Source organism: Rhodococcus jostii RHA1, from assembly GCF_000014565.1.
GTDB classification, from domain to species: Bacteria; Actinomycetota; Actinomycetes; order Mycobacteriales; family Mycobacteriaceae; genus Rhodococcus_F; species Rhodococcus_F jostii_A.
Genome location: NC_008268.1, coordinates 3,005,251 through 3,026,763, shown reverse-complemented (window position 1 = coordinate 3,026,763; position 21,513 = coordinate 3,005,251). Strand labels below are relative to the sequence as shown.

The following is a 21,513-nucleotide window of genomic DNA, read 5'->3' as shown; positions in this document are numbered from 1 at the left end:
GGGGGCAAGCGCACGTCATCACCGAGAATTCGCAGAGGTTTACATTGTCGAGTCCCGAAAACGACGCCGAGCTCGCAGGCCGCGTCCAGCGCCTGCTGCAGTTCCTGCGCGAGATCGTCAGGGCTCGCACGAAGCCGGTTCTCCGCGTCGACCAGCACGAACAGGTCGAATGGCTGCATCAGGAGGGTCGGACGATCCAACTCGATTCCGACGCCGCGCAGGGCGACATCGTTCTGCGCGTGCCCCTCATCGGCGTCGAGGATCCGCCGGAACTGCCCACGGTCCTGGCCGGCTGGGTGGACGCTGCGGCCCGCTCCGACAGCTCGCGTTCCGACCTCGAACTGAACGCGTCCGACGCCTACGCCGAGGACTCCGACGAGGAATACGACGTGCGCCGCGCGTACGACGTCCGGCAGGCGTTCGACGCGTACGTGCCGCGCTGGCAGACGTGGGCGAAGGCAGACCGTGAGCGTCGCCCGCACGCCGATCTGTACCAGTCGCTGCAGCGGATGCTGCAGGAGCTGAACGCCCGACCCGAGTCGATCGAACTCGTCGTCGCGTCCGGTCTGCTGACCCTGACGGGCGCAGGCCCGGACGGCGTCCAGACCCACCTGGTCACCCAGTCGGCGAGCATCCACCGCGATCCCCGGACCGGCGACCTGCTGGTGCGGCTGATCGCGGGCTCCCAGCCCCGGCTCGAAGACTCCCAGCTGTTCACCGGACTCGACGTCTACGACAGCGCGCACGCGATGCCGCTGCAGAAGCAACTGCAGGACACCGCCGCGTCGCCCCTGGGCGACGGCGTTCGCGCACTGCTCGCGGAGTGGGCGCCGAAGTCGCTGATGACGACGGTCACGACGCGCGAGACCGTCCGGCCGCCCGACGCCGACGCCGACGCCGACGCCGACGGCACCCTCACGCTGTCGCCCGCCCTGGTCCTGCGCAAACGCAGTGCCTTCGCGCTGGTCGAGTACTACGAGCATATGATCTCCCACCTCGAACGCGACGGCGCGACCGTTCCGCTCGGGCTCGCGCAGCTGGTCGAGGCGATCGAACCGGCAGACCGGCTGTCGTGGCTCGAGCGCACCGGCGCCGCCACCTCGTCGACGCTCGCCGAAGACCCGCTTTTCCCGCTCCCGGCCAACGCCGAGCAGTCGCAGATCATCGAGCGGCTCGGCGGGGACAGCGGAGTTGTGGTCGAAGGCCCGCCCGGCACGGGCAAGACTCACACGATCGCCAACCTGGTGTCGGCGCTGCTCGCGCGCGGCCAGCGGGTGCTCGTCACGAGCGAGAAGGCGCAGGCGCTCCGGGTGCTGAGGGACAAGCTTCCGCCCGAGATGCAGGAACTGTGCGTCTCCATCACCGACCTGTCCCGCGGCGGCTCCGACGAGCTCACCCGCAGTGTCGCGACGATCGCCGAACGGAAGTCGTCGTTCAACCCGCACAGCGAGGGCCAGAAGATCGCCGATCTCCGTGCCCAGCGGGACGAGGCCGTGCAGAAGCGGGCCGTCGTGCTCGAGCAGGTGAAGGCGCTGCGCGAGTCCGAGACCTACCTCCACGACGCTGTCGCGGACGGCTACGAGGGCACCGCCGCCACCATCGTCCGCAAGGTCATGGGCCTGCAGGACGCCTTCGAGTGGCTTCCCGGTCCGCTGCTGAGCGAGCAGCCGCCCCTCACCGGCACCGAGGTCGAGACACTGCGCCGGCTGTCGGTGACGGCGTCCCCCGAACGGGCGCAGCGGTCCCGTCAGACGCTTCCCGCGCTCGACTCGCTGCTGCCCAACCGGGCCGAACTCGAACGGCTTTGCTCGCGGGCCTCGACCAGTGTCCCCATCGACACCCCGCAGACGGCGCATCTGCTCGAGGTCCTCGGGGGCGTCGACCCCGGGACCGCGTACACGGTTCGCCGGCACTGCAAGGAACTGCAGGCGCGGGCATACGACGTCCTCGACCTCGACGGCCAGTTCCAGAGCCTCGCCGACACCGTCCTCTCCGGCCGGGTGACGCACCTGTGGGGTCGTCTGGACGCCCTGCCCGCGATCGTCGAGGCGGCTGCGGCCGCCGACCGCTACATCGGCGCGCACGACGTCCAGTGCGCCGTCATGACCCGACCCGCCCTGCAGGCGATCGGTGCACTCGCCGTCGCGATGGAGTCCGGCGCCGTCGAATGGAAGACGCGCTTCCGTCGCAGCGACGAGCAGAAGGCCGTCGAAGAACTCGGCCTCGACGCCACCGTCGACGGTGTATCCGCCACGACCGCCGCCACCGTGCGGCTCGTGACCGAGCACCTGCGCGCCCACGACGCCGCGCAGACCGCCGCCACCCTGCTGGCGGACCTTCGGATTCCGGTGGACATGAACGGCTCCCGTGCCGTCCAGGTCGACAGCCTCAACATGATCGTCGGCCGGGTGGCCCGCGTGCGCGCCCTCCTCGTCGCGCGTGACGCGCTGGCCCGCGAACTGTTCGCGCTGTCCCCGAACGCGCCGCGGATCCGCACTCTCTCGGACGCCGTCGCGGTGGCCGGGGCCGCAGAGGCGATCACCACCCGAGCCGACGTGGACAGTGCCCGTGCGGAACTCGACGCCATCGTCTCGGCCGTCTCCACGGAGGTCGACGCGGGACCGTCGCCGGAAGGCACCGCCCTGGTGGCGGCACTCGATCAGGCCGACAACGAGGCCCTGTCGGATGCCCTCAGCCGTTACGCGGTCGCCCGCGTCGAGCAGCAGGATCAGCGGCTGTTCGACGAACTGTCCGACAAACTCTCACCCGTCGCCCCGGCGCTGTACGAACTGGTGCGCAGGACGGCGGCGCTCACCGAGTGGGACGAGATGAGCTGGCAGATGTCGGAGGCCTGGGCGTGGCGCCGTGCCCGCCAATGGGTCACCGAGCAGCACCGTGCCGGTCGTGAACAGGAACTGGAAGCCGAACTCAACGCCGTCGACGCGGATCTCGCGCACCTGACGGCGCGGCTCGCGGCGGCCACCGCCTGGCGCGACTGCCTCGAATACCTGACGGCAGATCAGGTGCGGGCGCTGCAGACGTACCGCGAGCACATCTCCAGCATCGGTGCCGGCGCCGGTAAGTACGCCGAGAAGTACCGCAGCGCAGCACGATCCGCGATGGGTGAGGCGCAGGGCGCGGTGCCCGCGTGGGTGATGCCGCTGCAACAGGTCCTCGCGTCGATCCCGCCCGTGCCGGGCAGCTTCGACGTGGTCATCGTCGACGAGGCGAGCCAGGCCGACATCACCAACCTGTTCCTGCTGTGGCTGGCGCCGCGGGTGATCGTCGTCGGCGACGACAAGCAGTGCGCACCCGCCGACATCCCCACCACCGGCACCCTCGACGACGTGTTCACCCGGCTCGACGCCTACCTGCCGGACCTTCCGGAGTACGTCCAGGCCACGCTCACGCCGCGGTCGAGCCTGTTCTCGATCCTGCGCACCAGCTTCGGGCAGGTGGTCCGGCTCCGCGAGCACTTCCGCTCGATGCCCGAGATCATCAACTGGTCGAGCACCCAGTTCTACGGCGAACTGCCGCTGGTCCCGGTGCGGCAGTTCGGCGCGGACCGGCTTCCGCCGCTGAAACATACGTATGTATCCGACGCCACCGTGTCGGGCAAGGATGCGACGCTCACCAACCACGTCGAGGCCGCCGCTCTCGTCGACCAGCTCATCGAATGCCTCGTCGACCCCCGTTACGACGGCAAGACGTTCGGAATCGTCGTGCTGCAGGGGCAGTCCCAGGTCGATGCCATCCGGACCGAACTCGTCAAACGCATCGGCATCGAACAGTGGGAGCAGCGGCGACTGCGGGTCGGGACGCCGCCCGACTTCCAGGGCGACGAACGAAGCGTCGTCTTCCTGTCGATGGTCGTGGGACCCGAGCAGAACTTCGCACCGCTGACAGCGAACCAGTACAAGCGACGGTTCAACGTCGCGGCGTCACGCGCGCAGGACCAGCTGTGGCTGTTCCACTCCGTGACCGTCGACGAACTGAAGCGGGCCGACCTGCGGAACTCCCTGCTCAGCTACATGATGTCGACGTCGCCGGCGCCGGCCGACCCCATGCCGCAGGACGTCGACCGCGACGTCCGGATCCCGCCGTTCGACAATCTGCTCGAGCAGCGCGTGTTCAACGACATCGCCGAACGCGGCTACCACGTCAATTCGCAAGTCGAGGTGAACAATCGGCGCATCGATCTCGTCGTCACCGGTGGCACCATGAGACTCGCCGTCGAATGCGACGGCGACGCGTTCTCGACCACCCCGGAACAGCGGATCGCGGACCTCGAACGCGAGCAGGAACTCAAACGGTGCGGCTGGACATTCTGGCGCGTCCGCGAGTCGGAGTACTACCTCGACCCGAAGGCGGCCCTGTCGAGTCTGTGGGAGACGCTGGACAACCTGGGCATCGCGCCGCACGCGGTGGATCACGCGATCGCCATCGAGGCGGCCGCCGCCGAGCGGGCAGCGCGCGACGCCGCCGCGTCCGAGCGCGGAAAGCACGCGGCCCCCGTAAGCGCTGCGCACCCGTGAGTACTTGTTAACGTCCCGCGGTTAACAAGTACTCACGGGCGCGGCTGCGCACGACTGTCGCCGCGGAACTCGGCGATGACGTCGTCGCCGCGCCGGACGGTGACGTCGTAGATGCCGTTGCGCCCGTAGCGGGCCCGTTCCACGGCCTCGGCGACGAGCGTGTCGCCGAGGCGGGTGGAGGTGAGGAACCGGATGTCGGCGCGGGCGGCGACGGCGGGCGTGTCGTATCCGTTGCACGCCATCGCGAATGCGGTGTCGGCGAGGGTGAACACGAACCCGCCGTGAGTGATGCCGTGGCCGTTGACCATGGTCTCACCCACGACCATCGACGCGACTGCGTGGCCGGGGCTGAGCTCGAGGATCTCGATGCCGAGCGCCTGGGACGCATTGTCGGCTTCGAACATCTTCCGCGCGATGCGGCATTCCGCGGACGCGTCGACAGTCATGGTTCTCCTACTGGTTGTAGACGGATTCTTCTTCTTGGACGTACATGGTGACGCCGCCGGTGGCGAAGTTGGGGACGTCCTTGCCTGCCTGCTTCATCTCCTCGGACTGCAACCCGGACTTCATGGTGTCGGCGTCGGGGAAGACGAGGCTCGCGACCGCGTAGTACGGCGGCGTCCCGCCGTCGAGGGCACTGCACTTGCCCCACGTGAAGTCGGTCAGGCCGGGGATCTTGCGGGCCAGCGGCATGTGGGTGTCGCGGTAGTAGGCGTCGAACGCCTCGGGGTCATCGGGCTGGCCGTAACAGACGGCGACCTTGAAGCTCATGCGTTTTCTCCTTTGGCGACGAGGGTGAGTACGTCGTACGTTGCGACGGGATCGCCGTCCTGGTTGACGACGATTGCATCCCAACGGACTTCACCGTAGTCGGCGCTGCTGCGCGGCGTGATGAGCTTCGCGGTGAGCGTGACGGTGAGGCTGTCGTCGGCCTTGACGGGGGTGAGGAACCGGAGGTTGTCGACGCCGAAGTTGGCGAGGACGGGGCCGGGATTCGGTTCGACGAACAGACCGGCGGCGAGGGAGACGACGAGGTATCCGTGGGCGACGATGCCGCCGAACAGCGGGTTCGCGGCCGCCGCCTCGGGGTCGGTGTGGGCGTAGAACGTGTCGCCGGTGAACTCGGCGAAGTGGTCGATGTCGGCGAGGGTGACCTGGCGGGGGCCGCCGACGATGGTGTCGCCGATCCGCAACTGCGCAAGGTTCTTCCGGAACGGGTGGACGCCGTCGTCGTTGCGCTGCGAACCGGTGACCCACTTGTTTCCGACCGCGGTCAGGATGTCGGGGGTGGCCTGGACCGCGGTGCGCTGCATGTGGTGCAGGATGCCGCGGATACCGCCGAGTTCCTCGCCCCCGCCCGCGCGTCCGGGGCCGCCGTGCACGAGGACGGGCAGGGGTGAGCCGTGGCCGGTGGATTCCTTGGCGTCGTCGCGGTTGAGGACGAGGACGCGGCCGTGGAACGGGGCGAGGCCCAGCACGATGTCGCGGGCGAGTGCGGAATCACGGGTGACGAGGGAGGCGACGAGGCTGCCCTTGCCGCGGGCGGCGAGTTCGATGACCTCGTCGGTGCTGTCGTATCCGATGACGGTGCTGACGGGACCGAAGGCCTCGATGTCGTGGGGTTCGGTGGCGTCCTTGTCGTCGGAGCGCAGCAGGATCGGCGGCAGGAACGCGCCCGTCGCCTTGTCGGCGCCGACGACGTCGAAGTTCTCCGGGTCGCCGACCACGATCTGCGCCGACTTGGTCAGGCCGCGGAGCGATTTCAGGACCTCGTCGCGCTGTTCGAGGCTGGCGAGCGCACCCATCGTGACGCCTTCGGCGTCGGGGGCGCCGACCACGACGCGCGACAGCCGGGCCTCGGCAGCGGCGATGACGTCGTCCATCAACGCCGACGGCACGAAGGCGCGCCGGATGGCGGTGCACTTCTGGCCGGCCTTCACCGTCATCTCGGTGACGAGCTGCTTGACGTAGAGGTCGAATTCCTCGCTGCCCGGTTCGACGTCGGAGCCGAGGATCGACGCGTTGAGCGAATCGGCCTCGGCGTTGAAGTGGACGCCCTCACCGACGACGTTCGGGTGCGCTCGCAGGGTGGCCGCGGTGTCGGCGGATCCGGTGAACGCCACGGAGTCCTGCCCACCGAGGTGGTCGAGCAGCACGCGGGCGCTGCCCGACAGCAGCTGGACCGAACCCTCGGGCAGCAGCCCGGACTCGATGATGCGACGGAACACGAGTTCGGTGAGATAGGCCGACTGGCTCGCAGGCTTGACGATGGACGGGACGCCGGCGATGAACGCGGGGGCGAGCTTCTCGAGGAAGCCCCACACCGGGAAGTTGAACGCGTTGATCTGGACGGCCACGCCGCGGCGCGAGGTGTAGACGTGCTGGCCGAGGAACGTGCCCTTCTTGCCCAGCTGCTCGAACGCGCCGTCGAGGTAGACGGTGTCGTTGGGCAGTTCCCGCCTGGCCTTGCCGGCATAGCTGAGGAGGGTGCCGAAGCCGCCGTCGATGTCGACGCCGGAGTCGCGCTTGGTGGCGCCGGTCGAGGTGGAGAGGGCGTAGAACTCCTCCTTGCCCGCCATGAGGGTGAGGGCGAGCGCCTTGAGGACAGCGGCACGCTCGTGGAAGGTCAGCTTCCCGAGCGCCGCTCCGCCCACCTCGCGGGCGTAGGTCACCATCTCGCCCAGGTCGAGTCCGGTCGCGGAGATGCGCGCCACCTCGGAGCCGTCGACCGCGCTCAGCAGCGGCGTTCCCTCGTCCGGCGCGGTGTACCAGCGTCCGGCGGCGTAGCTTTCCAGTAACTTGCTCACGACAACTCCATTTCACCGTACGTTCGGTCGGTTAACAGAATCGTCGCTTCCGCCGCTGGTTGTCAAGGGAGGATCGCAACTTTTCGTGCGCTACCTCCCCTTGCGTACCGACCGAAGATTCGGTTATTAATAGACGGCACCCCCGTGAAGGAGAAGACTGTGGCCGAAGTGTTTCTGGTGGACGGAGCCCGTACCCCGCAGGGTCGATACGGCGGAGCGCTCGCGGGAGTGCGCCCCGACGACCTTGCCGGTCTCGTCGTGGCCGAGGCCGCCCGCCGGGCCGGAATCCCGGGCGACGCCGTCGACGAGGTGATCCTCGGGGCCGCCAACCAGGCCGGCGAGGACAACCGGGACGTCGCCCGCATGGCCGTGCTGCTCGCGGGCCTGCCCGACAGCGTTCCCGGCTACACGGTGAACCGCCTGTGCGCGAGCGGTCTGACCGCCGTCGCGTCCGCCGCGCACACCATCCGCAGCGGCGAGGCCGACATCGTGATCGCCGGCGGCGTCGAATCGATGACCCGCGCACCCTGGGTGATGGCCAAGCCCGGCACCCCGTGGGCACGTCCGGGGGAGGTGGCCGACACCTCGCTCGGCTGGCGGTTCACGAACCCGCGGTTCACCGCGGCAGACCGTGACGTTCCGGCCGGGGCCGGACCGGACGTCCGCAAGGTGACGCTGTCGATGGGCGAGACGGCCGAGGAGGTCGCCGCGCTCGAGGGCGTCACCCGCGCCGAGAGCGACGCCTTCGCGCTGCGCAGCCAGGAGCGGGCGATCGCGGCGGTGGACGCCGGCCGGTTCGAGCGCGAGATCGTGCCCGTGCCGGTGCGCGACGGTGAACTGGCCGCCGACGAAACCCCCAGGCGGGGAACCACTCTGGAGAAGCTGGGTTCGCTGAAACCGGTGTTCCGCACCGGCGGCATCGTGACCGCCGGCTCGTCGTCGTCCCTCTCGGACGGCGCCGCGGCCCTGGTCGTCGCGAGCGAGGCGGCGGTGGAGAAGTACGGCCTGACCGTCCGCGGCCGCATCGTCACCAGTGCGAGCGCGGGTATCGCCCCCAACGTCATGGGTCTGGGGCCGGTCCCGGCCACCCGCAAGGCCCTTGCCCGCGCCAACTGGTCGATCTCCGACCTCGGCGCCGCCGAACTCAACGAGGCCTTCGCGGCGCAGTCGCTCGGGGTGATCCGGCAGTTGAAGCTCGACGAGTCGATCGTCAACGCGGACGGCGGCGCCATCGCGCTCGGCCACCCGCTGGGCTGCTCGGGTGCGCGGATCCTGCTGACGCTGCTCGGCCGGATGGAACGCGAAGGCGCCCGCCGCGGACTGGCCACGCTGTGCGTGGGCGTCGGCCAGGGCGTCGCGATGTTGATCGAGGCGCCGTGAACACACTGAAGATCGAGGACCGCGACGACCGCATGGTGGTCACGCTGCATCGTCCCGCACAGCGCAACGCGATCAACGCGGAGATGATCGGCGAACTGCACCAGGTGTGCGCGTCGCTGGAGGCGACGCCGAAGCCGATGTTGCTGACCGGCGAGGGCGATCACTTCGCCGGCGGCGCAGACATCGCCGAACTGCGTGAGCGCGGCCGCGACGAGGCGTTCGCCGGCATCAACCGCAACTTGTTCGACCGCATCGCGAAGCTGCCGATGCCCACCGTCGCCGCGGTGAGCGGGTACGCGCTCGGCGGCGGCGCCGAACTGTCCTACGCCTGTGACATCCGCATCGCCACCGAGACCGCGGTCTTCGGGAACCCGGAGCCGGGGCTGGGCATCATGGCCGCGGCCGGGGCCAGTTACCGGTTGCCCGAATTGGTCGGCACGTCCGTCGCCAAGCAGGTTCTGCTCGGCGGCCGGAACCTCGACGCGCAGGACGCGCTGCGCAGCGGACTCGTGATGAGTGTCGTCGCACCCGGCGAGCACATCGATGCAGCGCACAAGGTCATCGACCGCATCACCCGATCGGCGCCGCTGGCGCTCAAGCTCACGAAGATGATCGTCGACGCACCGGGCTCGCACCCGTTCGCCGACGACATCGCGCAGGCGGTGCTGTTCGAGAGCCGCGACAAACACGACCGCATGACTGCCTTTCTGGAGAAGAAGAAATGACGAGCACAGCACCGAAGAACGTCGGAGTGGTCGGCGGCGGCCGGATGGGCGCGGGTATCGCACAGGTCTTCGCCACCCTCGGCTCCACCGTCATCATCGCCGAGAGCGGCGACCGGGAGGCGGCCGTGAAGCGGGTGTCCGACGGACTCGACCGCGCGCACGAACGCGGCAAGCTCGGCGACGTCGATCCCGCGACGATCCTCGGACGGGTCTCCACGGTGGCCGCCCCCGATGCGCTCCCGCCGGCCCTGGATCTGGTGGTCGAGGCGGTGCCCGAACTGGTCGACCTCAAGCTATCCGTGCTCTCGCTCGTCGAGAAGACGGTGTCGCCCACGACGGTAATCGCCAGCAACACCAGTTCGATCTCGATCGCCGAACTCGGCAGTGCCCTCGGCGACCCGGCCCGGCTGATCGGCATGCACTTCTTCAATCCGGTTCCGGCGTCGTCGCTCGTCGAGATCGTCCGCGCCCCGGCCACCGATGCCGGCGTCGTCGAGAAGGTCCGGGAGTGGGTCGCCCAGCTCGGCAAGACCGAGGTGCTGGTCAACGATTCTCCCGGCTTCGCGACCAGCCGTCTCGGCGTGTGCCTCGGGCTCGAGGCGATCCGGATGCTCGAGGAAGGCGTCGCCGACGCCGAGTCCATCGACCGGGCCATGGAACTCGGCTATCGCCACCCGATGGGACCGCTGCGGTCCACCGATCTGGTCGGACTGGACGTCCGGCTCGCGATCGCCGAGCACCTGGCGAAGACGCTCGGCGACCGGTTCGCGCCGCCCGCGCTGCTGCGCGAGAAGGTCGCCAAGGGCGAACTCGGCCGCAAGACCGGCCAGGGGTTCTTCACCTGGTCCTGACGGGCCACCCACACCACAACCAGCAGGAGGCACATTCTCATGAGCACTGACGACGTGGTCGGACTTTCCGTGGACGCGGGACTGGCCACCATCACCCTGCGCCGTGCGGGCGCGTCCAACGCCCTGGACCGCGCGGTGAAGGAACAGTTGCTGGCGGCGGTGGAAAAGGTCGCCGCCGACGACAGCGTGCGCGCCCTGCTGCTGCAGGCGGAGGGGAAGAACTTCTGTGTCGGCCAGGACCTGGCCGAGCACGTCGCCGGGCTGGAGGCGGACCCAGCGCACGCGATGGACACCGTCGCCGAGCACTACAATCCGCTGCTCCGGGCGCTGGCCGCGGTCCGCGTCCCGGTCGTCGTCGCGGTCGGCGGCGCCTGTGTCGGGGCGGGGCTGGGCATCGCCCTGGCCGCCGACATCCGGATCGCGGGGGAGGGAGCCAAGTTCGCCACGGCGTTCACGGGGATCGCGCTGGCCGGTGACTCCGGGCTGAGTCACACCCTGGTGCAGGCGCTCGGACCGAGCCGGGCGACCGGGCTGATGATGCTCGGCGACCGGTTCACGGCGGCGCAGGCGCTGGACTGGGGGCTGGTGCACCGGGTGGTGCCCGATGCCGAACTCGGGGACGCGGCCGCCGCGCTGGCGCGGAAGCTGGCCGACGGTCCCACGGCGGCGTATGCGCAGGTCAAGGCGCTGGTCTCGGCGGCGTCGACCGGGCTGTCGGAGGCGCTCGAGCGGGAGCGTGGGGCCGCGGAGCAACTCGGCCGGTCGAAGGATCACCGCAGCGCGGTCGACGCGTTCCTCGCGAAGCGCACGCCCGCCTTCGAAGGCCACTGACGTAATTCGGCTCCCGCCCTTGTGTGGGCGGGGGCTGACATGCATACTTGATACCAACCGATCATTCGGTAATAGAGGTAGGACATATGACCACGTCAAACGCTTCCGATGAGCTGCAAGAGCTCTTCGATGACACCATCGCGGCCGACCAGAGGGTCGAGCCGAGGGACTGGATGCCCGACGGCTACCGCAAGACGCTGATCCGGCAGATCGCGCAGCACGCGCACTCGGAGATCATCGGCATGCAACCGGAGGGCAACTGGCTCACCCGCGCGCCGTCGCTGCGCCGCAAGGCGATCCTCATGGCGAAGGTTCAGGACGAGGCCGGGCACGGCCTGTACCTGTACTCGGCCGCCGAGACGCTCGGAGCCGATCGCGCCGACCTCACCGAGAAGCTGATCGAAGGCAAGCAGAAGTACTCCTCGATCTTCAACTACCCGACGCTGACCTACGCCGACGTCGGCGTGATCGGCTGGCTCGTCGACGGCGCCGCGATCTGCAACCAGGTCCCGTTGTGCCGCAGCTCCTTCGGGCCGTACGCGCGGGCGATGATCCGGGTGTGCAAGGAGGAGTCGTTCCACCAGCGTCAGGGCTTCGAACTGCTGATGACGATGATGCGCGGCACCGACGCCCAGCGCGAGATGGTGCAGGAGTCGGTGAACCGCTGGTGGTGGCCGGCGCTGATGATGTTCGGTCCGCCGGACGATCAGTCGCCCAACTCCGAGCAGTCCATGAAGTGGCGCATCAAGCGGCACACCAACGACGAACTCCGTCAGCGGTTCGTCGACATGTCCATCCCGCAGGCCGAGGTGCTCGGCGTGACGTTCCCGGATCCGGACCTGAAGTGGAACGCCGAGCGCGGCGCTCACGACTTCGGTGAGCCCGACTGGAGCGAGTTCATGCAGGTGATCAAGGGCAACGGCGCATCGAGCGTCGAGCGCGTCGCCAACCGGCGGGCAGCACACGAGAACGGGGCGTGGGTGCGGGAGGCCGCGACGGCCTTCGCCCGCCGCGAGAGCAGCAAGGAGAACGCACGATGAGCACGGACGACAACGCAGTACGCGCGGACTGGCCCCTGTACGAGGTGTTCTTGCGCGGCAAGCGCGGACTCAACCACGTTCACGTCGGATCCCTGCACGCCGCCGACGACGAGATGGCCGTCCGGCACGCCCGGGACGTCTACACCCGCCGCAACGAGGGCGTGAGCATCTGGGTGGTGCGGTCCAGTTCGATCGTGGCCTCCAGCCCGTCGGAGAAGGATCCCTACTTCGCGCCCAGCGGCGACAAGGTGTACCGGCACCCCACGTTCTACGAGATCCCCGACAACGTTCCCCACATGTGAGGCTGACGATGACCGACCACGACAATGCTTACGAAGGCCTCGTCGACGAAGACAGCCACGGCCAGTGGGCGTTCGGCACCAGCTTCGACGACCCCCTCGCGGGTGTCGACACCACGGTTCCGGAGGACGTCGACCTCTCCGCGCTGGCCGGCTACTGCCTGATGCTCGGTGACGATGCACTGATCAGCTCACAGCGTCTCGCCGAGTGGAGCACGCGCGCACCGGAACTCGAGGAAGAGGTTGCGCTCGCGAACGTCGGGCTCGACCTGCTCGGTCAGGCGCGACTGCTGCTCGCCCGGGCGGCCGCGGCGGACGCGTCGGTGGTGCCGTACATCTCGGAGACGAGCCCCATTCCCGCCGAGGACGCGCTCGCGTTCTTCCGGGACGAGAATCGGTTCCGCAACACCCGGCTGGCCGAACTCGACAACGGCGACTTCGCTCAGTCGATCACGCGACTGCTGGTGTTCTCGACGTGGCGTCTCGCGCTGTTCGATCGTCTCCGCACGTCCCGGGACCCGGTCCTCGCGGCGGTCGCGGTGAAGGGCGTCAAGGAAGTCACCTACCACCGCGACTACGCGGCCCGCTGGGTTGTGACGCTCGGCTGCGGCACGGAGGAGTCGAAGACCAGGATGGAAGCGGCGCTCACCCACGTGTGGCCGTATGTCGAGGAATTGTTCGTCCCGACCACCGAGGAGCTCGCGCTCGCGGCGGTGGGGGTGGGCGTCGACCCGCGGGACGTGCGTGAGGAATTCGATTCCGTGCTCGAACAGGTGCTGCGCGCCGCCGAGCTCACCGCACCGACCGGCCGGACCGTCGGCACCGTCGGCGGCCGGGCAGGACGGCAGGGATTGCACACCGAGTCGCTCGGACTGCTGCTCGCCGAGATGCAGAGCGTGGCCCGGGCGCACCCCGAAGGAGTGTGGTGACATGACCACCGCCGTGCGCAGCGACGCCCGTCGCCTCGCCGAATCCGTGCTCGACCCCGAGATGCCGATGCTCACGCTCGCCGATCTCGGTGTGCTGCGCGACGTCGAGGAATACGCCGACGGGTCGGTGGTCGTGACCATCACCCCCACCTATTCCGGTTGCCCCGCGATGGCCACCATGCGGGACGACATCGAGCACACCCTGCAGGACGCCGGGTTCGGCAGCGTCGAGGTCAGGACCGTTCTGTCGCCGCCGTGGAGCACGGACTGGATCAGTGAGAACGGGCTGCGCAAGCTCCGCGAGAACGGCTACTCGACACCCGGTCCCGCGCCGCGACGCACATCGGGTCCGGTGCCGTTGACGCTCACCGTCAAGCCGCGACCCGTGGCATGCCCCAAGTGCCACTCGGCGAACACCCGGCTCGACTCGGAATTCGGGGCGACGCTGTGCAAGGCGCTCTACCGGTGCCTCGACTGCCTCGAGCCCTTCGATCACGTGAAGGAAATCTGACCATGACCACAGCGGTCTCCCCGAAACCCGGTGCGGCGTTGCGCAACAGGGCGTTTCACACCCTCACCGTCGCCGACGTCGAATCCCTGTGCGACGACGCGGTCGCGGTCACGTTCGACGTTCCGGCCGAGCTCGCCGACGAGTTCGCGTTCGGTCCCGGACAGTCGCTCACGCTGCGGCGGACGATCGACGGCGTCGAACACCGCCGCTCGTACTCCATCTGCGCGCCTTCCGGTTCCGCGCCGCGGGTCGGTGTGCGCGAGGTGTCCGACGGTCTGTTCTCGACGTGGCTCGTGCGCGACGTCCGCCCCGGCGATCGGATCGAGGTGCAGGGTCCGAGCGGAACGTTCGTCGCCGACCCGGCGGCCGGCGGTCGCCACGTACTGATCGCCGCCGGATCGGGCATTACGCCGATGCTGTCGATCGCCGCGTCGATGCTCGCCAACCCGGAGGCCGAAGTCGTTCTCCTGTACGGCAACCGGCGCACCCGCTCGGTGATGTTCGCCGAGGAGATCGCCGACCTCAAGGACACGTACGGGTCGCGCTTCGACATCATCCATGTCCTGTCCCGCGAGCCCCGCGAGGTCGAACTGTTCACCGGCCGTCTCGACGCCGACCGGCTCCGGGCCATCTTCGACGCCGTGGTCCCGGTGGCCGACATCGATCACTTCTGGCTCTGCGGCCCGTACGGCATGGTCACCGACGCCGAGACCGTTCTCGGCGACCTGCAGATCGACAAGAGCCGCGTGCATCACGAACTGTTCTTCGTCGACGACGTGCCCCCGCCCATGGAAACCCACCGCGAACCCGGCGTCACCGGGCCGAGCAGTGAGGTGACGCTCGTCCTGGACGGTCGCTCGACCACCGCGACGCTGCCGCGGGACGAGTCGATCCTCGACGCCGCCGAGAAGTACCGCTCGGACCTTCCGTTCGCCTGCAAGGGCGGCGTCTGCGGAACGTGCCGCGCCAAGATCACGTGCGGTGACGTGGACATGCGCCGCAACTACGCGCTCGAGGACTACGAGGTCGACTCCGGCTTCGTGCTGACGTGCCAGACCTTCCCGGTCAGCGACAACGTGACTGTCGATTTCGACGCCTGACCATACCCAGCCCGCACACCCCGGAGACTAGAATGACCAGTATCGCCACCCCCTCGCAGGACATCGAGTTCGCCACGCGCGACCGGATCTCGTCGCTGCAACTCGAACGTCTGCAGTGGTCACTTCTCCACGCGTACAACAACGTTCCGCATTACCGGAAGGCGTTCGACGACGCCGGTGTGCACCCGAGTGACCTGAAGGACCTGTCCGATCTGGCGAAGTTCCCGTTCACGGCGAAGGCGGACCTGCGGGCGAACTACCCGTTCAAGATGTTCGCGGTGCCGCAGGAGAAGGTTTCGCGCATCCACGCGTCGTCCGGGACCACCGGGCGCCCGACGGTCGTCGGGTACACCACGGGCGACCTGAACAACTGGGCCGATCTGGTCGCCCGGAGCCTGCGGGCGGGTGGCGTGAAGCCGACGGACAAGGTGCACGTCGCGTACGGGTACGGGCTGTTCACCGGTGGCCTCGGGGCGCACTACGGTGCCGAGCGGCTGGGCTGCACGGTGATCCCGATGTCCGGTGGCATGACGGACCGCCAGATCCAGCTGATCGAGGACTTCGAACCCGACGCGATCATGGTGACGCCGTCGTACATGCTCACGATCGTCGACGCGATGATCAAGAAGGGCATCGACCCGTCGAAGACGTCGCTGCGGACCGGTGTGTTCGGGGCGGAGCCGTGGACCGAGGAGATGCGCACCGAACTCGAGAAGCAGCTGAACATGGACGCCGTCGACATCTACGGACTGTCCGAGGTGATGGGCCCGGGCGTCGCGATGGAATGCGTCGACACCAAGGACGGCCTGCACATCTGGGAAGACCACTTCTACCCGGAGATCATCGACCCGGTCACCGGGGAGGTGCTGCCCGACGGTGAGGAGGGCGAACTCGTCTTCACGTCGCTGACCAAGGAGGCGATGCCGATCATCCGGTACCGCACCCGCGACCTCACCCGGCTGCTGCCGGGGACGGCGCGGTCGGTGCGGCGGATGCAGAAGGTCACCGGGCGCACCGACGACATGATCATCCTGCGCGGGGTGAACCTCTTCCCCACCCAGATCGAGGAGCTGATCCTGGCGGTGCCGGCGCTGGCCCCCCAGTTCCAGTGCATCCTCGACCGCCCGGGCCGCATGGACGAGCTGACCGTGCGGGTGGAATCGCGTCCGGACGCCGTGACCGACGACCACGCGCGGGCCGCGGGTGAACTGCAGAAGCTGGTGAAGAATAGGATCGGCGTGAGCGTGAAGGTCGACGTCGTCGCTCCCGGCGACCTCGAACGCTCACTCGGTAAGGCACGTCGACTGATCGACAACCGCTCCGCTCTGTGAGGTGATCGAAGGTGCGTCTCGGTGGTGGGCCCGCGCGTGACGACGGGCAGTTCGAGCACTGGCGTCAGGCCGTCTCCACGGCGTTCGTCCCGCTCGCCGTGGTGTCCACGGCGGAGGACGGACCGGGGCGCTTCACCGGGACCCTGCGCACCACCGCGCTCGGCGGGTTGCAGCTCAGCGAGGTCGGGGGACACGCGGTCGACGTCCGCCGGACCCGCACGTCGATCAAGCGGTCCGATCCAGGCCTGGTGAAGGTGGGCCTGCAACTGTCGGGCAGCGGCGTCATCGTCCAGGACGACCGCGAGGCCGTGCTCGGGCCCGGCGACTTCGCCGTCTACGACACCAGCAAGCCGTACGACCTGCACTTCGCGGGCGACTTCAGCATGTTCGTGCTGATGTTTCCCCGCGAACTGCTCCGCATCGCCTCGCGGGAACTGGGCACCGTCTCGGCGCGCCGCATCCGCGGCAGCACCGGGATGGGCGCGCTCGTCTCGCCTTTCCTGACGAACCTCCACCACTCCGTCGTGACCGGCACCATGCCGACAACCCCCCTCGTCGAGGACGCGGTGCTCGACCTGCTCGGTGCCGCGGTGCAATCGGAGGCGCCCGCCGACGCCACCGCTCCCGGCGCGTCGTTGCTGCTCGCTGTGAAGTCGTTCATCGACGCGCACCTGCACGACCCCACACTCGACACGGCCGCAGTGGCGGCCCACCACCACGTGTCGACGCGGCATCTGCAGAAGATGTTCGAGGCGGACGGACACACGGTGGCCGGATGGATCCGCCACCGCAGGCTCGAGAAGTGCCGCCGCGATCTCAAGGACATCCGATTCCGCGGCGACAGCATCGGAACCATCTGTGCCCGGTACGGTCTCGTCAACTCGTCGCACTTCTCGCGGCTGTTCAAGGAGACGTACGGGGTCTCGCCGCGAGCCTTCCGCGAACAGGAACTGCTGTCGACCACCGACGTGACGGCGGCAGAAATTCGGTCGCGCCGCACCGCCCCTCCAGGTCAGACTGAAACGGTCGTCGCGACCTGAGGAGTGGGACCGCTGGAACTGCACGAGTACACCAGGTTCGACGCCGTCGGCCTGAGTGAGCTGATCCGGGCCGGTGAGGTGACGGCGACGGAGGTCGAATCCGTTGCGCGCGAAGCGATCGCGCAGGCCGATGCCGACCTCGGGGCACTGACCCTGCCCATGTTCGATCCGGCCCTCGACCACCGGACCGACGGTCCACTGGCGGGGTGCCGTTCGTCATCAAGGACAGCGGCCCGTTCGCGAAGGGCGTGCCGTTCACACTCGGTAGCCGCAGCATCCGCGGTACGGGCCGACGCGCAATCCGTGGGCACTCGATCGGGGAACCGGCGGGTCGAGCGGAGGATCCGCCGCGCTCGTCGCCGCGGGGGCGGTTCCGCTGGCGCACGGCAACGACGGCGCCGGTTCGCCACGGGTGCCTGCCTCGTGCTGCGGGCTCATCGGCCTGAAACCGAGCCGCGGCCGAATCCCGTGCGGCCCACTGGTCGGCGAGGCCGGGTTCGGGCACATCTACGAGTTCGCCCTCACCCGAATCGTCCGCGACACGGCCCATCTGCTGGACGCCGTTGCCGCCCCGGCGGTCGGTGAAAAGTACACCGCCCCCACGCCGTCCGGTCTTTACGCCGACGCGGTGCGCGCCGATCCCGGCCGCCTGCGGGTGACACTGACAACCGAGCCGTGGGGTGTCGGTGCCGTCGACGCGCAGGTATCGGAGGCCACGGTCGTCGCCGGCACGATCCTCGAATGGATCGGCCACACCGTCACCGAGACGCGCCCGCAATTCGACGCGGAGGACGTCGTCGAAGCGTCGACACTCACTGCGATCGCCACGGACGCGGCGATCCTGCGGGCTCCACGCAGGCCCGATCCCGCTCTGCTCGAGGCGGTCTCGCGGACGGTGCTGCAGGAGGCCCAGGCGTTCACCGCACTCGACGTCGCGGCTGCACTCGACGCGCAGCACCGGGTCACCTGTTCTTCACCCGATTCGATCTGCTCGTGACACCGACCGTTGCGTGGCTGCCGGTGCCGCACGGCACCCTCGACTACGACGACCCCCGGCACAGCGTGCGCTCGTGGCTACGCCGCATCTTCGAGTTCGGGCCGTTCACCGCACCGTTCAACGTGTCCGGAAACCCCGCGATCAGCCTGCCGCTCGCGCTGAGCCCGGAGGGCCTCCCCATCGGGATCCAACTCGTCGCGGCCACCGGCAGAGAAGATCTGTTACTGGAGGTGGCCGCGCAATTGGAGCAGGCGGCGCCGTGGAAGGAACGCCAGCCGTCGATCTTCGTCGACTGACGCCTTCCTGTCGTTGTCAGAGCACGGATTCCAGCCACGCGGCTGTCTCGAACAGGCGTTGCTCGGCACCGGGACGTCCGATCAGCTGCAATCCGAGGGGCAGGCCCGCGCCGTCACGCTTCCCGGGGATCGTGACCACCGGCAGTCCCAGGGCCTGCCACGGTCGGCTCAGGATGGGCGTCCCGGTTGCGCCGTGCCCGGGTGGAGCGGCGCCGAGAGCCGCGGGCCCGAGGATGGCTTCGTCCTCGTCCAACGCCGCGAGCAGCAGCTGTCGGGTCTCGCGGATGCCGGCGAGGGCGGCACGGTAGTCCGCCTCGGTGGCCGCCGCCCCCACGGCGAACAATTCGGCGAGGGGTGTGCTGATCTTGTCGGTCTGCGCGGCCTCGGCGGCACGTTCCCCGGCCGCCTCGTACGCCATCACCGTGTGGTGATGTTCCGTCAGTGCCACGATCGTTGCGGCGGCGTCCAACTCACGGCACTCGATCCCCGCCGACTCTGCGGAATCGGCGGTCGCCCTGAGCGCCGCCGTCATCTCTCGGGACAGCTCGCCGAGCTCGAACCCACTCCACAGGCGAAGCCGGCGCGGCGCGGAAGGCACGAGGACGGGCGCCCGCGTGCCGTCGCGCAGTGCTGTCCACGCGAAGTGGAGATCGGGCACGGTCCGTGCCAGTAGTCCCACCGTGTCGAGACTGGGACTCAACCCGGTGATGCCCGCGGTGGGGAGTTCGCCGTGGGCGGTGACGAAACCTGCGACTCCGCAGAACGACGCCGGCCTCGTCAGCGACCCCGCGGTCTGCGTGCCGAACGCCAGCGGCACCATGCCGGCGGCCACCGCTGCCGCCGAGCCGCTCGACGACCCGCCGGGCGTGTAGTCCAGGGCGCGGGGATTGCGGGTCGGGCCGGGCTTGAAGTACCCGAACTCGGTGGTGACGGTCTTGCCGAACGGGAGCGCGCCGAGTGCGCGCGACCGTGCCACACAGTCGGCGTCCGTCGTCACCGGATCCGTGCTCCGCAGCTCACTACCGCAGCGCGTCGGCATCCCGGCGACGTCGATGAGATCCTTGACGCCGACAGGGACGCCCCAGAGTGCGCCGTCCGGGCCGCTGTCCTGGATCCGGGCGGCCGCGGACCGCACCGCGTCGGCGTCGAGGTGGGCCCAGGCGTGGATTTCCGGATCGAGGTCCGCGATCCGTGCGAGTGCCGCCTCCGCCACGTCGATGGGCGTCGTCGCGCCCGTCGCCAGCTGCTCCGCCAGGTCCCGGAGTGGGCTCGGTGACCGTAGTTCCGTCTTCATTGCATCGCCACCATCGTGTCGTCGTCCGTCGTCTCGGTCTGCCCGGTGAGCGCTCGGGTGCGCATCACCGAGAAGAGTCGATCTGCTCGCGCTTTCGTCTCCCCGGACGGCGCCGACACCAGCGCGACGATGATGGACACCGCCAGCGAGAGGGGTGCCACGGCGAGTGCCGGGTTCGAGAATCCGAGAATGGAGTCCGGTCCCTGCACGACCGGGCTGAGCAGGATGACGGTGACCGACAGGACGAGCCCGACCACGATGCCGGAGATGACGGCACGCGCCGTCATGCGCTTCCAGTACATGGTCAGCAGCAGCGCCGGCAGGTTCGCGCACGCGGCGATGGACATGCCCAGTGACGCGAGGAACGCGACGTTCTGCTTCTGCGCCGCGAACGCGATGGCGACACCGATGACGCAGGTGGCCACCGTCGCGACCCGGGCTGCGCGGTGCTGAGCCTTCGCCGACACCGACCCGTTCCTGATCACCTGCCCGTACAGGTCGTGTGCGATCGCACCCGAGGTTGCGATCACCAGGCCGGACAGTGCGGCCAGAATGGTCACGAACGCCACGGCCGCGACGAACGCCAGCAGGACGCCGCCGCCGACCGTCTCGGCGAGCTGGGCGACCGCGAGGTTGCCGCCCCTGTTCTCGGACTTGATCACCTCGACACCGACCAGCTTGGCGGCGCCGTAGCCGAGCACGGGTACCAGCAGGTAGAAGGCGAAGAAGATCCAGATCGCCGTGTAGGCGGACGTTCTCGCCTGCTTCGCGTCCGGAACGGTGAGGAATCGGATCATGACGTGCGGCAGGCCGAGCACGCCGAGGACGAGCCCGACGGTCTGCGACAACTGATCGAACGACGCGGCACCGGACGTGCGCTGCGGCGCGACGAACGATTGCCCGAACTCGGCGAGCGCGGTGCTGAACGGGCCGAAGGGGTTGAAATCGAACCGCACCAGCACGAGAACGAACAGCACCACGGCGCAGACCATGAGAAGACCGGTCTTGATGATCTGGATCCAGCTGGTGGCGAGCATTCCACCCACCAGTGTGTATGCGGTGGTGAGTGTTCCGATGATCAACACGGCCACGGCGTAGTCGAGGTCGAACAGCAGCGACACCAGAAGCGCGGCCCCGACCAGCTGCGACACGAGATAGACCACGCTGATCACCACCGTGCTGATGGCCATCATCGACCGCACGTCCTTGCCGGGGAACCGGGTGGCGAGGACGTCCGCCAGCGTGAAGCGGCCGAGGTTGCGCAGGGGTTCCGCGATCAGGAGCATCGCGAGGACGAACGCCACGGGCACGAAGACCGCGAGATAGAACCCGTTGAAACCGGTCAGGGCGATCGCACCGGTGACTCCGAGAAACGAGGCGGCAGAGATGAAGTCGCCGGCGATGGCGACACCGTTCTGCCTGCCGGTGAGGCTGCCGCCCGCGACGTAGTGATCGGCGGCGGACTTGTTCCTCTTGGAAGCCCACGCGGTGATCATCAGAGTGACGGCGACGAGGGCCGCGAAGAGCGATGCGGACACGAGGTTCAT

Annotated in this window: 18 protein-coding genes and 1 pseudogene; 14 read left to right on the top strand and 5 right to left on the bottom strand. The window is 68.9% G+C overall.

What is annotated here, in order from left to right; all coding sequences use genetic code 11:
* Positions 1-44: 44 nt before the first annotated feature.
* Positions 45-4,535, top strand: a complete 4,491-nt coding sequence (locus tag RHA1_RS13965) for a PDDEXK-like endonuclease domain-containing protein (protein ID WP_011595550.1) — start codon at positions 45-47, stop codon at positions 4,533-4,535.
* Positions 4,536-4,567: 32 nt separating this feature from the next.
* On the opposite strand, the gene paaI is transcribed toward RHA1_RS13965, so the two are convergent.
* From paaI to paaZ, 3 genes are read right to left on the bottom strand one after another with little or no spacing between them, the layout of a single operon-like run.
* The gene (gene paaI, locus RHA1_RS13960; RefSeq protein WP_011595549.1) at positions 4,568-4,981 is read right to left on the bottom strand and encodes a hydroxyphenylacetyl-CoA thioesterase PaaI; all 414 of its coding nucleotides are present in this window, start codon (positions 4,979-4,981) and stop codon (positions 4,568-4,570) included.
* Positions 4,982-4,988: 7 nt separating this feature from the next.
* The gene (locus RHA1_RS13955) at positions 4,989-5,306 is read right to left on the bottom strand and encodes an EthD family reductase (RefSeq protein ID WP_009475641.1); all 318 of its coding nucleotides are present in this window, start codon (positions 5,304-5,306) and stop codon (positions 4,989-4,991) included.
* Positions 5,303-7,342, bottom strand: coding sequence for a phenylacetic acid degradation bifunctional protein PaaZ (paaZ, locus tag RHA1_RS13950; RefSeq protein ID WP_011595548.1), 2,040 nt, complete (start codon positions 7,340-7,342; stop codon positions 5,303-5,305). The genes RHA1_RS13955 and paaZ overlap by 4 nt, the downstream gene beginning before the upstream one ends.
* Before the next feature lie 159 nt (positions 7,343-7,501).
* Here paaZ and RHA1_RS13945 point away from each other — a divergent pair, with 159 nt between their 5' ends.
* The 13 genes and pseudogenes from RHA1_RS13945 to RHA1_RS51300 all read left to right on the top strand — a co-directional run bounded on the left by RHA1_RS13945 (position 7,502) and on the right by RHA1_RS51300 (position 18,672).
* A complete protein-coding gene (locus RHA1_RS13945; protein ID WP_011595547.1) occupies positions 7,502-8,722 on the top strand; it encodes a thiolase family protein in 1,221 nt (406 codons plus the stop codon).
* Positions 8,719-9,447 (top strand): enoyl-CoA hydratase/isomerase family protein, encoded by a 729-nt coding sequence (locus RHA1_RS13940; protein WP_009475638.1) that lies wholly within the window; start codon positions 8,719-8,721, stop codon positions 9,445-9,447. Before RHA1_RS13945 ends, RHA1_RS13940 begins: the two co-directional genes overlap by 4 nt.
* Positions 9,444-10,298: a 3-hydroxyacyl-CoA dehydrogenase family protein gene (locus tag RHA1_RS13935; protein ID WP_011595546.1), complete on the top strand. Its 855-nt coding sequence runs from the start codon at positions 9,444-9,446 to the stop codon at positions 10,296-10,298. Before RHA1_RS13940 ends, RHA1_RS13935 begins: the two co-directional genes overlap by 4 nt.
* A gap of 39 nt (positions 10,299-10,337) precedes the next feature.
* The gene (locus tag RHA1_RS13930) at positions 10,338-11,129 is read left to right on the top strand and encodes an enoyl-CoA hydratase-related protein (RefSeq protein ID WP_011595545.1); all 792 of its coding nucleotides are present in this window, start codon (positions 10,338-10,340) and stop codon (positions 11,127-11,129) included.
* Between the two features lie 86 nt (positions 11,130-11,215).
* Entirely contained in the window at positions 11,216-12,169 is a 954-nt protein-coding gene (gene paaA / locus RHA1_RS13925; protein ID WP_011595544.1) for a 1,2-phenylacetyl-CoA epoxidase subunit PaaA, read from the top strand.
* Positions 12,166-12,471, top strand: coding sequence for a 1,2-phenylacetyl-CoA epoxidase subunit PaaB (gene paaB / locus RHA1_RS13920; protein WP_009475635.1), 306 nt, complete (start codon positions 12,166-12,168; stop codon positions 12,469-12,471). The genes paaA and paaB overlap by 4 nt, the downstream gene beginning before the upstream one ends.
* An 8-nt stretch (positions 12,472-12,479) precedes the next feature.
* Complete coding sequence (paaC, locus tag RHA1_RS13915) at positions 12,480-13,397, top strand: 1,2-phenylacetyl-CoA epoxidase subunit PaaC (RefSeq protein ID WP_050787480.1); 918 nt, start codon at positions 12,480-12,482, stop codon at positions 13,395-13,397.
* Between the two features lies 1 nt (position 13,398).
* Positions 13,399-13,908, top strand: coding sequence for a 1,2-phenylacetyl-CoA epoxidase subunit PaaD (paaD, locus tag RHA1_RS13910; protein WP_009475633.1), 510 nt, complete (start codon positions 13,399-13,401; stop codon positions 13,906-13,908).
* A gap of 2 nt (positions 13,909-13,910) precedes the next feature.
* Positions 13,911-15,008 (top strand): 1,2-phenylacetyl-CoA epoxidase subunit PaaE, encoded by a 1,098-nt coding sequence (gene paaE / locus RHA1_RS13905; protein ID WP_011595542.1) that lies wholly within the window; start codon positions 13,911-13,913, stop codon positions 15,006-15,008.
* Positions 15,009-15,040: 32 nt separating this feature from the next.
* On the top strand, positions 15,041-16,339 hold the full coding sequence (gene paaK, locus RHA1_RS13900; RefSeq protein WP_011595541.1) for a phenylacetate--CoA ligase PaaK: 1,299 nt from the start codon (positions 15,041-15,043) through the stop codon (positions 16,337-16,339).
* An 11-nt stretch (positions 16,340-16,350) separates the two neighbouring features.
* Positions 16,351-17,379, top strand: a complete 1,029-nt coding sequence (locus RHA1_RS13895) for an AraC-like ligand-binding domain-containing protein (protein ID WP_011595540.1) — start codon at positions 16,351-16,353, stop codon at positions 17,377-17,379.
* Positions 17,380-17,710: 331 nt separating this feature from the next.
* Positions 17,711-18,376, top strand: a pseudogene (locus tag RHA1_RS51790) (amidase family protein); the annotation flags it as partial.
* Positions 18,373-18,672: an amidase family protein gene (locus RHA1_RS51300; RefSeq protein ID WP_011595538.1), complete on the top strand. Its 300-nt coding sequence runs from the start codon at positions 18,373-18,375 to the stop codon at positions 18,670-18,672. The pseudogene RHA1_RS51790 and the gene RHA1_RS51300, both read left to right, overlap by 4 nt.
* A 16-nt stretch (positions 18,673-18,688) precedes the next feature.
* Here RHA1_RS51300 and RHA1_RS13885 read toward each other — a convergent pair whose 3' ends face one another.
* Both RHA1_RS13885 and RHA1_RS13880 read right to left on the bottom strand, forming a co-directional pair.
* Positions 18,689-19,966 carry an amidase gene (locus RHA1_RS13885; RefSeq protein WP_011595537.1) on the bottom strand — a complete coding sequence of 426 codons (1,278 nt, stop codon included), beginning with the start codon at positions 19,964-19,966 and terminating at the stop codon, positions 18,689-18,691.
* Positions 19,963-21,513 (bottom strand): solute symporter family protein, encoded by a 1,551-nt coding sequence (locus tag RHA1_RS13880; RefSeq protein WP_009475625.1) that lies wholly within the window; start codon positions 21,511-21,513, stop codon positions 19,963-19,965. The genes RHA1_RS13885 and RHA1_RS13880 overlap by 4 nt, the downstream gene beginning before the upstream one ends.

Coding starts and splice junctions, on each gene's coding strand:
- paaK (WP_011595541.1), top strand. CDS start 15,041: ATGACCAGTATCGCCACCCCCTCGCAGGACATCGAGTTCGCCACGCGC.
- paaI (WP_011595549.1), bottom strand. CDS start 4,981: ATGACTGTCGACGCGTCCGCGGAATGCCGCATCGCGCGGAAGATGTTC.
- RHA1_RS13955 (WP_009475641.1), bottom strand. CDS start 5,306: ATGAGCTTCAAGGTCGCCGTCTGTTACGGCCAGCCCGATGACCCCGAG.
- paaE (WP_011595542.1), top strand. CDS start 13,911: ATGACCACAGCGGTCTCCCCGAAACCCGGTGCGGCGTTGCGCAACAGG.
- paaB (WP_009475635.1), top strand. CDS start 12,166: ATGAGCACGGACGACAACGCAGTACGCGCGGACTGGCCCCTGTACGAG.
- RHA1_RS13885 (WP_011595537.1), bottom strand. CDS start 19,966: ATGAAGACGGAACTACGGTCACCGAGCCCACTCCGGGACCTGGCGGAG.
- RHA1_RS13930 (WP_011595545.1), top strand. CDS start 10,338: ATGAGCACTGACGACGTGGTCGGACTTTCCGTGGACGCGGGACTGGCC.
- RHA1_RS13880 (WP_009475625.1), bottom strand. CDS start 21,513: ATGAACCTCGTGTCCGCATCGCTCTTCGCGGCCCTCGTCGCCGTCACT.
- paaC (WP_050787480.1), top strand. CDS start 12,480: ATGACCGACCACGACAATGCTTACGAAGGCCTCGTCGACGAAGACAGC.
- paaD (WP_009475633.1), top strand. CDS start 13,399: ATGACCACCGCCGTGCGCAGCGACGCCCGTCGCCTCGCCGAATCCGTG.
- paaA (WP_011595544.1), top strand. CDS start 11,216: ATGACCACGTCAAACGCTTCCGATGAGCTGCAAGAGCTCTTCGATGAC.
- RHA1_RS13935 (WP_011595546.1), top strand. CDS start 9,444: ATGACGAGCACAGCACCGAAGAACGTCGGAGTGGTCGGCGGCGGCCGG.